Genomic DNA, 16,053 nt, shown 5'->3' with positions numbered 1-16,053 from the left:
TAAGGCATGCACTTTCAAGATATACATTTCTTGTGAAAGTAAGGTTTAACTATGTAAAAACTGGTATTTTTGTAACAGGGGAGTATATGCCTTGTATAGAGTGTATAATAGCTAGTTCTTTAGGTGTATATGTGCTAACATTAAGGTAATATAATAGGTTATTTTGGATTACTATCTTCAGATAAATTGTGAAAGGATTGTATATGTTTTTCTCTAGCATTACTGCAGATTATACAAAAATGGGATATCCTAAAGCCATTGTACGGGCTTTAGATTTCTTAAAGCATACAGATTTAAAAGCATTGCCAGGAGGTCGCCATATCATCGAAGGCGACATGATGTACGCTAATGTGGACGATGTGGAAACTAAATTATTTGAAACTACAAAGCCAGAGTCTCATCGTAATTATGTTGATATTCAATTTATGGTGAGTGGTGAAGAAAATATGGGATTCTTTGTCGATAAAGGTCTTGTTAAACCAGTAGAATCCTATCCGGAACGGGATTGTTATTTCTATCCAAATGAAGCTATTGATGAAGGTCAAATTCATTGTCCAGAAGGTTATTATACAGTGTTCTTCCCATCTGATATACATAGACCATTATTAGCGGTTAATGATAAGCCAATTAAAATCCGTAAGGTTGTTGTGAAAGTGCATGTAGACCTCTTAGGCGACTAATCCTATGAAGCGATATGAAATTATAGGTGTCTTACTAACCCTATTAGGAGCTGTTTTATGGGGCGTATCAGGTGCTTCAGTACAGTTCTTAAGCAACTATAGGGATATGAACTTAGAATGGCTAGTCACCATGCGATTAATTACAGCGGGATTATTGACTGTTATCTATGCATGGTTTAAATATGGTAATTCTATCTTCCATGTCTTTTGTAGTTTAAAAGATACAGCAGGCCTTATCGTTTTTGGCGTATTTGGCATGGCTTTATGCCAATATACATACTTTAAATCCATTGCTTTAGCAGGGGCCGGTATTGCGACGGTGCTTCAATACTTGGCGCCATCAATGATTATTATTTATATGCTTGCCCGTTATGGTAAAAGGCCCTCTAAAGGGGAAATTATTTCCGTTATACTGGCCTTGGTAGGTACGATTTGTTTGATGGGGAATGATGGCTTTTCTATGGAGCGATTCCCGCTGGCAGTGCTTGTATGGGGACTTCTATCTGCTGTAGGGGTCGCTGTATATAGTGTTTCTCCTGTAGATTTACTATATAAATATGGAACCTTGCCGATTGTAGGATTTGGTATGCTTCTCAGTGGTATTGTTGCTGCTATTTTATTTCATCAGCCAAATTCGTATGCTATGTGGGATGTATGGACTGTTATTGGCTGTTTCAATGTTGTCTTTTTGGGGACAATTGTATCCTTTAATGCTTATTTAGAAGGTGTTAAGAGAATAGGTGCAGTGCCAGGATCCATCTTGTCATCTATTGAACCGATTTCGGCAGCTTTCTTTGGATGGGCTTTGTTAGGCAACCAATTTAGTGCATTAGGGCTAATTGGCATGGCCATGATCATTGCTACTGTTATTATAATTGCTCTGGAAAAACGTACATAGTTTGAGGTCTCTTTGCTGGATATTGCGGCTTAGAGGCCTCTTTGTTATGATTGTGCATAATGTGAAAGTAGTTGTGAAAGGAGGTTATATGGAGGAAAAACAATGGAAAGGTATGGCCCTTGCCATTTTAGGTACCCTACTTTGGGGGCTTTCAGGCACATCTGTACAATTCCTTGAAAATGCAAAGCATATCAATGTGGAGTGGCTATTAGAAGCGCGTTTGCTCATAGCAGGTATATTGACGATAGGACTTGCCTATATAAGGGATGGTAAGCGTATTTTCTCTATCTTTACAGAACCTAAGGATATAGGGAAATTATTAGTATTTGGTATTTTAGGTATTGCTTTAGCTCAATATTCATACTTCAAGTCCATTGCCATTTCAGGAGTCGGTATTGCTACGGTCCTTCAAAATGTTGCGCCTACGCTGATCATTATCTATTTGTTTTTAAGATACTTTAAAAAGCCATCTGTACCAGAGTTTTTCTGTATTGTATTAGCCTTGGTGGGAATACTCTGTATCGTTATGCAAGAAGGGCTAGATGTTTCGAACTTTAATGTGCTTGCTTTATTCTGGGGGGATTGTATCGGCAGCTAGTATCTGTGTATATACCTTGCAACCTATTGAGCTATTAAAGAAATATGGCACCACATCCATTGTGGGTTTTGCTAGGGAATCATTTTACGCTGGTCGGTATTTTTGGCATGATTTGTATCATTGCAACCGTATTCATTATCGCCTGGGATCGACACCGTCAAATCAAACGAGAAGTACTAAGAAAATTAAATAAAGAGGAAATTGTGTGATCTGCGTATGTATGTTCTTTTATTTCTAAAAATATCAATATAAGTTATAATAAATACAAGAATTATTATTGATGTATATAGAAATTTATAATTCTGTATACATAATCTTATTGGTTGACTATTTAATTAGCTATTTGTGTAGCTCTTTATATAGTTGAGTTATAGGTATCTATTGTATTTTAGGAGGTAAGTATGTCTGTAAAAGATTTTGTACAACAACGCCGCGATGATTTTATCGCTTTACGTCGTGATTTTCATATGTATCCAGAGCCAGCTTGGCTCGAATATCGTTCTGCCGCTAAAGTAGCTGAAAAGCTAATTGCTTTGGGTTATGATGTGGCACTCGGTGCAGAAGTGCTTGATTTAGATTCTCGTATGGGATTACCTAGCGAAGATGTTATGAAAGCAGCAATGGCTCGTGCTATGGATGAAGGTGCTGATCCTGAGCTAGTAGAGAAAATGGGCTATGGTAAAACAGCTATCGTAGCAACTATGAAGTTTAGTGACGATGGCTCTGTAGTGGCATTCCGTGCAGATATGGATTCCAATGATGTAATCGAATCTAAAGCATCTAACCATATTCCTGCTAAGAATGGTTTCCGATCTCGCCATGAGAAGGCTATGCATGCTTGTGGTCATGATACACATATGACAATGGGGCTTGGTCTTGCTGAATATATTGCTACACATAAGGATGGCTTGAAGGGTACTATTAAACTTATCTTCCAACCAGCAGAGGAAGGCGTACGTGGTGCTAAAGCGATGGTAGAGGCTGGCGTAGTAGATGATGTAGACTTGATGTTCGGCATGCATATCGGATTTAATGAACAGTTATCTAATTGCTTTGCTTGTAGTGATCATGGCTTTTTAGCGACTACAAAACTTGATGCCCTATTCCATGGTTATTCTGCGCATGCAGGCGGTTCTCCAGAAAAGGCGCAAAATGCCATGCTGGCAGGCTGTACAGCGGTGCTTAACTTACAAGCCATTGCTCGCCATAGTGGGGGCGCATCTCGTATGAATGTAGGCGTTTTTGAAAGTGGTACAGGTCGCAATGTTACTCCTGATGTAGCAACACTTAAATTAGAAACTCGTGGTGCTACTACAGAGATTAATGATTATATGATTGAACGCACTAAGACCATTATTAAAGGTGCCGCAGAAATGCATGATTGTACCTTTGAAATTACAAAACAAGGTGAAACTCCTGCAGGCCGTATTAGCGATGATTTAGCTCGCGAAGTACAATCTATCATTGAACCATTAGGTATCTTTAAAGAAGTTCCATTCGATTATAGCGGTGGCGGTAGTGAAGACTGTGCTTACTTCTTAAACCGTGTTATTGATCGTGGTGGTCGGGCAACTTACATGGTATTAGGTTCTGCTATTAAAGCACCTCATCATAATCCATTATTCGATATCGATGAAGAAGATATGTTAAATGGCATTGTTGCATTAGGTACAATTGCTACGCACTATTTAAAATAGGACATATTGATTGTGATATTGCGATGTATATATCTAAACTATAGATGCATAACTATATAGATGGATGCATAGAAATATGTATAGTGGGCTATAAGTTAGATGTAATATGGGGATTAGATTGTGAGGTGTTATATGATCCAACGAGAGCGATTAGCTAAAGACTTTGATTCTATGGCACAGTTGACTGCACCTGGTGAAGGTATAAATCGTCTAGCTTTCACCGATTCTGATTGGGAAGGTCGCCAATATATTATTAATTGTATGACTGATGCGGGTCTAACTGTAGAGATAGACGATTTTGGAAATGTGCTAGGCTATAAGGTTGGTAAGAATCCTGATTTACCGGTTGTCATGGTTGGTTCTCATACGGACAGCGTACCTAATGGGGGCAATTATGATGGTGTTGTGGGTGTATTATCTGCTATCGAAGCGATTCGCAGTATGACTGATGATGGTTTTGAACATGACCATACCATTGCAGTAGTAGACTTTATGTGTGAAGAGTCTAGCCGCTTTGGAGCAGCCACATTGGGTAGTAAAGCTATGCGCGGTGAATTGACATTGCAAGATTTACATCGCTTAGTAGATAAACAAGGCATTTCCTTGTATGATGCATTAAAAGAGCGTAATTTAAATCCAGATGCTATTGAGCATATGGAATATAAGAGACCTGTAAAGTCTTTCACAGAAATTCATATTGAACAAGGTAAAGTGTTAGAGCACGAAACCAAACCCATCGGCATTGTAACAGGGATTGCTGCACCAGAACGGTTCTATGTAACCATTCGTGGTAATGCGGATCATAGTGGGGCCACACCAATGAACTTGCGTCATGATGCGCTCTGTGGGGCTTCTAAAATCATCCTCGGTATTGAGGAGATTGCATCCTTGCAAGAAGAGCCTCCAGTAGTGGGTACAGTCGGTGTAGTAGATGTTGTGCCAGGCGCGATGAACGTTATTCCTGGGGCCGTTAAACTGGGCGTAGATATTCGCAGTATTTCTAAGATGGCCCGAGATTCTGTAGTTACCCTCATTAAGGAATTTATTGATGTTATAGCAGAGAAACGAGGCTTATCCTATACGATTGAGCCTGTTGCACAGGACCACCCAGTGGCGATGCATCCTGTGATGATTCGAGAAATTGAAGCGGCTGTTAAGTCTATAGGTGTAGACTATATGACCATGCCAAGTGGTGCTGGTCATGATGCCATGCATTGGGCTGATGATGTTCCTACAGGAATGATTTTTATCCCATGCCGCGAAGGTATTAGTCATAATCCAGCTGAATTTGCGGATATGAATCATATTGTAACAGGTGCGAAAGTACTAGATACAGTACTTAGAAAGCTTAGTTTAGAATCTACAAAACTTGTGTAAGTAGAGATATCAATGGATATCAGTTTGTGTAACAGTGTATTGCAGTTCCAAGGCTTAACAACGTATTTTAGTAATCTAGAACTGAACCTACACGGATTGGAGAGATTATGGTTATTGCTGGTATTGTTATCGTAGTCGCGACGTTTATCGCTATTATTAAACAGTTTGAAACACGGCTCGTGTTGTTATTATCGGGCTTATTAATGTGCTTTATTGGTGGACAGATTGGTGCAGGTACGACAGCCTTTGTAAAAGAACTTACAAATCCAGGGCTTGTACCAACCATTTGTACAGTGCTTGGTTTTAGTTATGTTATGGAGTATACAAAATGTACAGAGCATATGGTATATTTCATCTCTGCAGGCCTTAAAAAGATGACTAAAATCATCATTCCTGGTGCTGTTATTATTACCTTCTTGATCAATATTGCATTGCCTACAGCAGCCGGTTGTGCGGCAGCAGTAGGTGCTCTATTAATTCCTGCACTTATTCGTTCTGGTGTGCATCCTGCAATGGCAGGCTCTGCTATTTTCCTAGGTACATGGGGAAGTGCATTGAGCCCTGGTCTTATGTTTAACCCACAAGTAGCACAACTCGCTGGTGAAGATGTAATGACCGTTATCGCTAGCTTCTCTATGCAAGCCATTATTGGCATTGTCGTAGCGGCTATTTTGCTCAATATCGTAGCTATCGTTAAGAAAGAGCATACAGGATATGTATTGAAAGATGCTAACGAAGAAGAAGGCAAAGAATTTAAAGTAAATTATTTATATGCTATCATCCCAATCATTCCGCTTGTATTACTTGTACTCGGTAGTAAACAAGTAGCGGTAATTCCAGAGATATCTGTTCCTGTATCTATGCTCATTGGTACGGCTATCGGCATTATTGCTGTACGTCCGAATGTAACAGATGCAGTTAAAAAATTCTTCCGCGGTACTGGTGATGGTATGTGTGATGTAGTCGGTCTTATGGCTGCGGCGGCAGCCTTTACTGCGGGTATGCAGTACATTGGACTTACAAGTGCACTCATTGATGGTATGAAGAACTCTCAACAAATCGCTCAAATTGGTGCGGCATTTGGTCCATTCTTATTAGCTGTTATTTCTGGTTCTGGTAATGCGGCAGCCCTTGCATTTAACGGTGCTGTAACACCGCATGCGGCAGACTTTGGCTATGGCATTATGCAATTGGGCTCCATGGCCCAATTGGGTGCTGGTATCGGCCGTAGTATGAGTCCAGTAGCAGGTGCAGGTATCATCATTGCTGGCCTTGCAGGTATTAACCCTATGGAAATGGCAAAACGCAATGCTGTGCCATGTATTCTTGCTACAGTAGTGATTATGCTCTTGTTACTATAGTTTTAGGTGAGCCAATTTAGTAATAGTCTGAAAAGCATTCTTATAAAAGCGATTATATAAAAGAAAACCCGTCATGATTCTTGTGTCATGACGGGTTCTTTTTTTCATATATGGAGATATAAGGCATAAGTAAAATTTATGGGTACTAAAGAAAAGAGCAATTTGTTTTTATTGCACTTTCATAATATATTATATGTATTAAAGGAATAGATACTATGCTTTGGTGTTGGACCAGTTTTTCATAAAGCTATAAAATGCTTGAACTGGTTTGGACTCAAGGGCACTATGACGGGTGTACATCCACGTATCACGAGTCATGATGTGATCATCAAGAGCCTTCAAGGTTTCCTTAAATAGATTAGGGTAATCGTTGCCACAGCTTTGAGTGAGGATGGTGAAACCAAGTCCTTGGTTAACGAGCTTCATGCAGGTATCAATATCATTTACCTCGATGGTGCGCATCGGTGGTTGTGAGTAGTGAGAATACCACCAATCATCTATGGTTTGTTGTAAATTCGGATCTGTTTGATAGTGAATATAGGGCAGACGAGGTAAGTCCTCAATAGCACAAGGTGTTTTGTTAAAGAAGCAGAATGGTTCTGACCAAATATGTTCTTTCGACTCAGTCCAAGTGTGAGAACCGCGGATGATGGCAGCATGTAGGCGGCCTTCAAGAAAGTCGTGGTACAGCTTATAGCTAAGTCCCGTATACATGATGATATCGATATGAGGATAAGCCTCTTTAAAGGTCGATAAGATATGGGGAATATGATACTTAGCGAATACATTTGAGCATCCTAGGTTTAATGTACCGCGTGGTTCACTACCCATAGCTAATAGCTCTTGGCGCACCGAAGTATAGGAATTGAGCAAATCTTCGGCATAGCGAACAAGGCGATGGCCTTGATAGGTAAACTCTATACCGCGAGCTTGTCGGTTGATGATGGGACAGTTAAATTCCTTTTCTAATTTTTTTATCCGTTCACTCAATGCAGGTTGCGTCATAAATAGACGACGCGCCGCATAGGTAATATTATTTTCCTCTGCTAAGGTTTTTAAAATCGTACAATCTTTCGTGTCCATAAACTCTCCTTTACATATGTATTATTGTACTCTATCTCATAGAGTTGGTACAGATGAGGCGACGCTAGGGCTATACAGATTAGATATAACTAAAGGATTGGTACTAGTAAGAGGAATGAAAACCTTCACTAATAAACATGGTGAAAGCATAGTGTTTGTAAAGGTTTACACATGCCTGAAAGTAATAAAGGAGCAAGTCATGGTTGAGTTAATTTCAAATGGTGTATTTTTATATCACGGTACGGATATCGTTCCTGCGGATTCTAGTGCAGCCCTTGATCAGCAAGAAGTTTTTAATAAAGAGCGCGCCTATAAGGAAACGATGGCGTACCGTATTTTAATGGACCACCAACAACATGAAGGTGATCAAGATTTACGTATCAAATTCGATGCCTTAACATCTCACGATATTACCTATGTTGGTATTATCCAAACTGCTATTGCCAGTGGTCTAGATAAATTCCCAATCCCTTACATTTTGACTAATTGCCACAACAGTTTAGCTGCAGTAGGGGGCACAATTAACGAAGACGACCATGTATTTGGCTTATCCGCAGTAGAACGCTTTGGCGGTGTCTATGTACCTCCGCATCTTGCAGTTATTCACCAATATATGCGTGAAACAATGGCAGGCTGTGGCAAAATGATCCTCGGTTCCGATAGCCATACTCGTTATGGTGCGCTTGGTACTATGGCGATTGGTGAAGGCGGTCCAGAACTTGTAAAACAATTGCTTGGTCGTACCTATGATGTACAACGGCCAGAGGTTATAGCCATTTACCTCGACGGTAAACCTAAACATGGCGTAGGCCCACAAGACGTAGCCCTCGCTATTGAAAAAGCTGTATTTAAAAATGGCTTTGTAAAAAATAAAGTTATGGAATTCGTAGGCCCTGGTATTGAGCACTTGTCTATGGACTTCCGTAATGGTATCGATGTAATGACTACAGAGACTACATGTCTTACAACAATCTGGAGAACAGACAGCAATACAAAAGAATTCTTAACACTCCATGGCCGCGGTAATGCGTATAAAGAGCTTAACCCTGGCGATGTAGCTTACTATGATGGTCTTGTAAAAGTTAATCTTGATGAAGTGGAAAGTATGATTGCGATGCCATTCCATCCAAGCAATGTATATACCATTAAAGAAATCAACGAAGGCGGTCGCGACTTATTAGCAGAAATCGAACGTCAAGCTGTTGAGCAATTAGATAACAAATCTTTATCTTTGCAATTGCCTGAAAAACATTTCGATGGCAAATTACACATAGATCAAGGTATTATTGTAGGTTGCTCTGGCGGTTTGTATGAAAATATCATGCAAGCCGCAAACATCGTACGCGGTAAGAGTGTAGGCTCCGGTCGTTTCGCATTCAGCGTATATCCTTCTAGCCAACCAATTTACTTAGAACTCATGAAAAATGGTGCCCTTGTAGACTTGATGGAATCCGGTGCTATTGTACGTACTGCTTTCTGTGGTCCATGCTTTGGTGCTGGTGATACACCTAATAATACTGGTCTTAGCGGTCGTCATGCGACACGTAATTTCCCGAACCGCGAAGGGTCTAAACCAGGAAATGGTCAAATCTCCTCTGTTGCACTTCTCGATGCTCGTTCTGTAGCCGCTACAGCTATTAATGGTGGCGCTTTAACGGCAGCAATCGATGTGGAATACGATGATGCAGTACCAGCGTATCACTATGATGATAAACCGTATGAAAGTAAAGTATACAGTGGCTTTAATGAACCTAAAAAAGATGCGGAACTCATTTACGGTCCATCCATTAAGCCATGGCCTTCTATTAAGGAATTGACACCGAATGTATTGCTTAAAGTAGCCGCTTATATCGATGATCCTGTAACAACTACAGATGAATTGATTCCATCTGGTGAAACATCCTCCTTCCGCTCTGACCCATATGCGTTGTCTGAATTTGCCTTGAGCCGTAAGGTTCCTGAATATGTAGGCCGTGCTAAAACAGTTCGTGATTGGGAAAAATCTCGTCAAGAAGGTGAACGCGTAGCTGACTTAGTAAGTGCATATGAAGAAGTAAAACAAGCTCTTGGCCTTACAGAAACTGTAGAAGATATGGCTACATCTACAGCAGTATCTAGCATGGTATATGCTAATCGCCCTGGCGATGGCTCTGCTCGCGAACAAGCTGCATCTTGCCAACGCGTATTGGGTGGCGGTGCTAATATTGCTATTGAATATGCTACAAAACGTTATCGTAGTAATGTCATTAACTGGGGTATGTTGCCGTTCGTAACTAGTGAAGAAGATTCTAAAACTATGGCAGTAGGCGACTATGTATATGTGCCAAATGTACGTGATCAATTATTCTCTGACTCCGATGATTACACAGCATATGTTATCAGCGGTGGTGTGAAAAAAGCAGAAATTACATTGCATTTAGGTCACCTTAGCGATGAAGAAAAAGATATTATCGCAGCAGGTTGTCTCATCAACTACTATGCAAATAGTAAAGCGTAAGTAGTTAATATAAAGGAGTACATTATGAACGGGTATAAAGAAATCCCTGTTACCTATATGCGCGGCGGCACTAGTAAAGGGGCGTATCTATTAAAAGATACGCTCCCAACTGACCCAGCCAGACGAGACCGTATGATTTTAGATTTATATGGCTCTCCCGATGCGCGTCAAATTAATGGTATCGGCGGTGCCGATCCATTGACGAGCAAGGTAGCTATCGTAAATCCTTCTGACCGCGATGATGCAGATATCGACTATACCTTTGGGTATGTAGGTATCGCTGATGCGGTGGTAGATTACGAAGGTAATTGTGGCAATATTTCTGCTGGTGCAGGGGTATTTGCTATTATGGAAGGCTTTGTGAAAGCCGTAGAACCAGAAACCGTAGTTCGTATCTTTAACACAAATACAAATAAGGTTATTGAAGCGCATGTACCAGTCCAAGATGGCAAACCAGTTATTGATGGTGATTTTGCTATCGATGGCGTACCAGGTACAGGTGCTCGTATTACATTATATTTCTTGGAACCAGGTGGTTCTAAGACAGGTAAGCTACTACCAACAGGCAATGTACAAGACACGATTACATTGGCTGATGGACGGACAATTCAAGTCAGTCTCGTAGATGCAGCCAATCCAGCTGTATTTGTAAAGGCTACAGATCTTGGTTATGAAGGCACGGAACTACCGGCTTTCACAGAAACGGATGGCGGTGTATTACTCAATACACTTGAATATATTCGCACTACTGCGGCGGTAATGATGGGCCTTGCTCCATCTAAAGAGGCCGCTAGTCCTGCAGTTCCAAAGGTATGCATGGTGTCCGCACCGCAAACCTACTTAGCAAGCGATGGTCGAACTATCGAGGGGAATAGTATAGACATTGTAGCTCGTACCAAGGCACTCGCTGTAATGCATAAAGCCTATGCCGTTACAGGTGGTATTTGTACAGCTACGGCAGCGCTGATTACGGGTACTGTAGCGAACGAAGTAGTGAGCGAACGTGCTAAAGAGACAAGTCGTGTTACTTTGGCACATCCATCAGGGAAATTTGATTTCGAAATATGCTTGACTAATGATACTGGTTGGCATGTGGAGAAGGCGGGCGTGGCTAGAACAGCACGACCGATCATGAAAGGCATAGCTTATGTAAAAGGAGAGTAAGAATGAGTAAGCTACTTAAAATTGCAATTATGTTTGCCATTCCTTTGGCAATGTGGTTCATTACACCGCCAGAAGGCTTAAGTATTGAAGCTTGGCGGCTGTTAGGTTTTTATTTAATGGCTATCGTTGGTTTAGTTGTTAAACCTTGGCCAGCACCAATTATTTTGTTATTATCTATTGCAGGTTCTGCAATTTTCTTGAATGCTACGAAAAACGTTTTATCTGGTTATGCATCTACAACAGTATGGCTAGTATTCTCTGCGTTCTCCCTCAGTGTGGCGTTCGTAAAAACCGGTCTTGGCCGTCGTATTGCATACCTATTGATTAAATCCCTAGGTCACACTACATTGCGTCTTGGCTATGTAACTGCTTTATTAGATCTTATTATTTCCCCAGTAACACCTTCCAACACAGCACGTTGTGGTGGTATCGTGTTTCCAATCATGAACTCTGTAGCAAAAGCTTTAGGTTCTGAGCCTGGTGAAAGCGCTAAAAAAGCTGGTTCTTACCTCATGGTTAACACTTACATGGTGACTAAGGTAACAAGTTTGATGTTCGCTACAGCAATGGCACCAAACTTGTTGGCTGCTGACTACATGAACAAAATCCTCGGTGTAGATCTCAACTGGGGCCTTTGGGCATTAGCTCTTGTAATACCAGGTCTTGTAATGCTTTTCATTACACCTGCTTTGGTATACTACTTAGACAAACCATCTATTCAACATATCGATTCTCACGGTATTGCTGATGAAGGTTTGAAAGAACTTGGACCTATCACTGGTCGTGAGAAAGCGCTTATCGCTATCTTTATTCTTGCTTTAGTTGGTTGGGCATTGCCTTCTATTTTAACTCAAGGCTTTGGTATTAAATTCTCTCTTGATGCAACAGCTGTAGCTATTGTAGCTATGGTAGCCGCTCTTGTGTTCGGCGTTATTAAATGGGAAGATATGCTTGAATCCAAAGGTGCTTGGAATACTTTGATCTGGTTCGGTGGTATTATCGGTATGTCCAGTGCATTATCCAAGGTTAAATTCTTTGAATGGTTGGCTGATTTCATGGGTACATACTTCAGCTTCGGCGACAATCCTATGATGGCGCTTATTATCATTGGTGCTATCAGTATCGCTGTTCGTTACTTGTTCGCATCTGGTAGTGCGTACGTTGTAGCCATGCTTCCAGTATTCCTTACTGTAGGTAAAGTAGCGGGTGTAAACCCAATGGCCTTGTCTTTGTTATTAGCTGCTACAAACTCCTACGGTGGTGCGTTGACTCACTACGGCGGTGCAGCAGCTCCAATCGTATTCGGTGCAGGCTACAATACAGTTAAGAGTTGGTGGATTATCGGAGGTATCTTCGCTATCATGTGCTTCGTTGTAACCCTAGTTGTAGGTTATGCATGGTGGGAAATCCTCGGTATCCTTTAATACCTAACTAGAGACAATAGTTATTCTATACATATAGAATGATTATCTCCTAGCTAGTGAAAGTTTTTAAACTTTTACAAAAAATATAATAAAAGAGCTGTCCCAGAATCAGTACATCTGAATTCTTGGGATAGCTCTTTTGCGTTATTTTAGTTTTGACGCAACCCATAGGGCGGCGCCGATAAAGGTAAGGCTACATACCCAGAAAAGGGTTGTGAAGCCAAATTGAGCGGCTACGATGGAGCCACCAAAGGAGCCTAGGAAGTAGCCCATAAATAAACAGGATTGATTGTAAGAGAATACTTGTCCTGTATATTCCTTAGGTGTTTTAGAAGATAAGTATGTATTCAGTGCCGGTAGCATCCCACCTAGCCCAAAGCCTTGTAAGAACCGTATGAAACCTAGTGCATATACAGAGTCTACATAAGCTTGGGGGATATTGAGAATGCCTACATATAGCATCGAATAAATGAGGACCTTTCTTGGCCCGATGCGATCTACTAATTTTCCGAGTGGAGAGCTACTCAAGAATTGTGCTACGCCCATGGCGGAAAATACAGCACCAGAAATAAAGGCAATATTTTCAGCATTGCTTGGTAGCATACCTTTCACATAGACTGTCATAATAGGTGAAATGGCGGTAACAGAAATCGCATATAAGAAGGAGGCTGCAGATAAAGCAACTAAACTAGAAAATTCAGGTAAGTGGAGTTTTAAGTTCTTGAAGGTTTGTTTTTCTATTAGTGGTTTTGGTACATAATTTTCATGTACGAGTATAGCTGTTAGGGCAAATGCCAACAGCATAAGGGCACCGATGATAAAGAAGTCATTTCGAATACCTATCACATCACTGAGATACCCGCCTACAAGTGGACCGGCTAGTGAGCCTGCAAGGTTAAAGGAGGCTATAATCCCTAGAGCCCAACCTGTATGGTTTTGCGGTGTTTCTGACGCGATAAGTGTTACCGATGCGGAGTAGAAACCACTTACTAAACCTTGCAACGTACGAACGAGGAACACACCTTCTGGGGTAGTCTGAAAGCCCAATAAAATACTACATGTAGCCATACCAAGGCTAGAGCGTATTAGCGTAATTTTTCGGCCTTTACGATCTGCTAATCGTCCCCAGAAGGGCGCCGCTAAGCAGACTATGAGGAAGGTAATCCCCATGGAAGCGCCTGACCATCGTGAAATAGCCCCTGTATCGCTTAATCCCATCTCATGGAAGTAAAGGGGCAGGATAGGGCTCACCTGACTAATGCCGAGGGACATGAAGAATACACAGAATGCGCAAATGTACACCGTTCGTTTCCATGTTTCCAACGTATCCCTCCTTTCTTAGTTTTAGTATGTTCTTAATAAAATAATACTCTTATTTCTTTTTAATTTCATCCCAATCACTTAAATCTGAAAGCGTATTGCTCGTCATAGATTCCTGAATCCAGTAGTTGATAGAGGTTAAGTTGCAAGACTCTCTTTCAAAGCCATATACGTTGTCCTCATCTACAGTGGCATAGAGTCGAATGCGTAAGTTTTTACCTTTTCCGCGCTCGATGTAATAGTTAATACATTGATCATCAAGGCTAGAAGGGCGAACCTCAATAATATTATACTTGCCATTCGCTACGCCTTCTAAGGCATCCTTAATCATTTGGTTTGGATATTCATATTGATTGAGGTAGAAGATATCATTGTCACAAGTTAATACATATTCTCGTGGAGGAGTAGTGTTTTTGTACTGTTTCTCCCAACTTTCATCAATAACAGGCAATTTAGCATTATCATAGAAGTCTTTAATTAAAGCGAGACCTTCAGGAATGGACATTTCTTTAAAGTATCTTATTTCATATACCCTAGGATCCACGTTTTCATCCTGTCTGCTAGTATCCTCAATGTAGCCGTATAGATAGATAGTACAAGAGTTTTTATCTTCATTGTGGAACATAACGATACTGTACACATCGTAAATTACGTTTTCTATGGATTGGCGATTATCATAGATGATAAGGCTAAGATGTTTTTGTGTATCCCACTCACGCTCGATGAAATTCCAGTCGTATTTATTCGTGCGCCAACCAGTAGTAGAGTCCTCGAAGATTTCTAATACATCAACAGAGTTTTGAGGCCATGCAGGGGGCATAGGATTACAAGTTGTAGAAGATTGTTGTATGCCTTCTTTGTACTGATAGTGTCCATCAACGAGTTCAAAGGCTTCTAATCGCTCAGATGCTTCGTCAGGAATTACTAGCGGCTCACCAGTACCAATACAATTATCGTTTCTTGTGTTGAGACGATTGATGCTTTCACGAGCATGCTCGTAGAACGTAACGGCTTGGTCTAAATCAGGTTCTTTTGTAATGGCACCAATTTCGTAGCAATAGCCGGCGGCCAGTTGCCATAGATGGTCCGCATAGTCATAACTACCGTATCTATCGTAACATTTGCTAGCCTTATTAACGCACTCTATGGCGGTTCTTATGGCAGGGGTATTACCTTTTTTGAAAGTAAATACATAAGCGAGATACGGCCAAATAGTATCAAGAGTGTAAATAGCTGGTTGTTGTAATAAGTGAGCGATGCGAGACCAGTCTTGGGACTGACCATCGATATTTAATGTGCGAAGAATAATAGCTTGCATGGTACTCGGCAGCTTCACGCAAACACATGCCATTATTCATGGTTACGCCACGCTCAAAATATTCGAGAGATCGTTCATGCTCCCCGCGAGACTTACAAATATCGCCAGCTAAATACATCATGAGTGGCAAACCTGCTGCAGCCCCTTCAAAAATAACTTGTTCTTCCATTGCTCTATTATTTTGCTCGGCATAGGTAAGGCGCAAGTTGCGGTACGCAATAATAAGACCTGCCGCTGTAGATTTATGCAACCATTGCTGTGCTATAGATGTTATTTTTGAGTCCAATCTACGTTGATCTACTTGTACAAATAAAGATTTTAAGAAATGGATAATACCAGATGGTTCACCTTCATTAACTATCTTTTGTGCAGATGGTAAGAGGCGGTAATCTCCCCACTGGAATACATTGGCAATGGCGTAGGCACAGTAAGAACAACCCTTTTGGGCGCCCTCATAGACACGCGCCAAAATAGCGTATACATCGCCAATACTAGGAATTTTTTGACCTTCCTCATCAAGTTTCACAAGGGCATCAAGCTCAGCCTTACCAGCCCAAGCTATATCTTTATTACACTGGTGGAATATTTTATTGAAAGACTGCTGTATTTGATCAGTGAAATAAAAACTCATACTCT

The 16,053-nt window shown here is 40.9% G+C and carries 13 protein-coding genes; 9 read left to right on the top strand and 4 right to left on the bottom strand.

The window, feature by feature from the left end; genetic code table 11:
- The first annotated feature begins 203 nt into the window (after positions 1 to 203).
- The 6 genes from RWP19_RS00950 (at position 204) to dcuC (ending at position 6,611) form a co-directional block, all read left to right on the top strand.
- A complete protein-coding gene (locus RWP19_RS00950) occupies positions 204 to 680 on the top strand; it encodes a YhcH/YjgK/YiaL family protein (protein WP_314356108.1) in 477 nt (158 codons plus the stop codon).
- A 4-nt stretch (positions 681 to 684) separates the two neighbouring features.
- Entirely contained in the window at positions 685 to 1,578 is an 894-nt protein-coding gene (locus RWP19_RS00945; RefSeq protein WP_314356107.1) for a DMT family transporter, read from the top strand.
- Between the two features lie 88 nt (positions 1,579 to 1,666).
- On the top strand, positions 1,667 to 2,176 hold the full coding sequence (locus RWP19_RS00940) for a DMT family transporter (protein ID WP_399553571.1): 510 nt from the start codon (positions 1,667 to 1,669) through the stop codon (positions 2,174 to 2,176).
- Positions 2,177 to 2,577: 401 nt separating this feature from the next.
- Entirely contained in the window at positions 2,578 to 3,873 is a 1,296-nt protein-coding gene (locus RWP19_RS00935) for an amidohydrolase (protein WP_314356106.1), read from the top strand.
- Between the two features lie 132 nt (positions 3,874 to 4,005).
- Positions 4,006 to 5,250, top strand: coding sequence for a M20 family metallo-hydrolase (locus RWP19_RS00930; protein ID WP_314356105.1), 1,245 nt, complete (start codon positions 4,006 to 4,008; stop codon positions 5,248 to 5,250).
- 107 nt (positions 5,251 to 5,357) lie between these two features.
- On the top strand, positions 5,358 to 6,611 hold the full coding sequence (dcuC, locus tag RWP19_RS00925; protein ID WP_314356103.1) for a C4-dicarboxylate transporter DcuC: 1,254 nt from the start codon (positions 5,358 to 5,360) through the stop codon (positions 6,609 to 6,611).
- A 213-nt stretch (positions 6,612 to 6,824) separates the two neighbouring features.
- Here dcuC and RWP19_RS00920 read toward each other — a convergent pair whose 3' ends face one another.
- Positions 6,825 to 7,694 carry a LysR family transcriptional regulator gene (locus tag RWP19_RS00920; protein ID WP_314356102.1) on the bottom strand — a complete coding sequence of 290 codons (870 nt, stop codon included), beginning with the start codon at positions 7,692 to 7,694 and terminating at the stop codon, positions 6,825 to 6,827.
- Positions 7,695 to 7,893: 199 nt separating this feature from the next.
- Here RWP19_RS00920 and RWP19_RS00915 point away from each other — a divergent pair, with 199 nt between their 5' ends.
- Genes RWP19_RS00915 through RWP19_RS00905 form a run of 3 tightly spaced genes read left to right on the top strand, consistent with a single transcriptional unit; the run spans position 7,894 to position 12,779 of the window.
- Positions 7,894 to 10,191, top strand: coding sequence for a hydratase (locus tag RWP19_RS00915; protein ID WP_314356101.1), 2,298 nt, complete (start codon positions 7,894 to 7,896; stop codon positions 10,189 to 10,191).
- A gap of 24 nt (positions 10,192 to 10,215) precedes the next feature.
- On the top strand, positions 10,216 to 11,355 hold the full coding sequence (locus tag RWP19_RS00910; RefSeq protein ID WP_314356100.1) for a PrpF domain-containing protein: 1,140 nt from the start codon (positions 10,216 to 10,218) through the stop codon (positions 11,353 to 11,355).
- Positions 11,356 to 11,357: 2 nt separating this feature from the next.
- On the top strand, positions 11,358 to 12,779 hold the full coding sequence (locus RWP19_RS00905; RefSeq protein WP_314356099.1) for an anion permease: 1,422 nt from the start codon (positions 11,358 to 11,360) through the stop codon (positions 12,777 to 12,779).
- A gap of 144 nt (positions 12,780 to 12,923) precedes the next feature.
- Here the strand turns inward: RWP19_RS00905 and RWP19_RS00900 are convergent, their stop codons facing one another.
- From RWP19_RS00900 to RWP19_RS00890, 3 genes are read right to left on the bottom strand one after another with little or no spacing between them, the layout of a single operon-like run.
- Entirely contained in the window at positions 12,924 to 14,102 is a 1,179-nt protein-coding gene (locus tag RWP19_RS00900) for an MFS transporter (RefSeq protein ID WP_295275467.1), read from the bottom strand.
- Between the two features lie 49 nt (positions 14,103 to 14,151).
- Positions 14,152 to 15,417, bottom strand: coding sequence for a hypothetical protein (locus RWP19_RS00895; protein ID WP_295275469.1), 1,266 nt, complete (start codon positions 15,415 to 15,417; stop codon positions 14,152 to 14,154).
- Positions 15,317 to 16,048: a hypothetical protein gene (locus RWP19_RS00890; RefSeq protein WP_295275472.1), complete on the bottom strand. Its 732-nt coding sequence runs from the start codon at positions 16,046 to 16,048 to the stop codon at positions 15,317 to 15,319. The genes RWP19_RS00895 and RWP19_RS00890 overlap by 101 nt, the downstream gene beginning before the upstream one ends.
- Positions 16,049 to 16,053 lie beyond the last annotated feature (5 nt).

It is taken from the genome of uncultured Veillonella sp., assembly GCF_963522475.1.
Lineage (GTDB): Bacteria > Bacillota > Negativicutes > Veillonellales > Veillonellaceae > Veillonella.
This window is presented reverse-complemented; position numbering and strand designations above follow the sequence as displayed.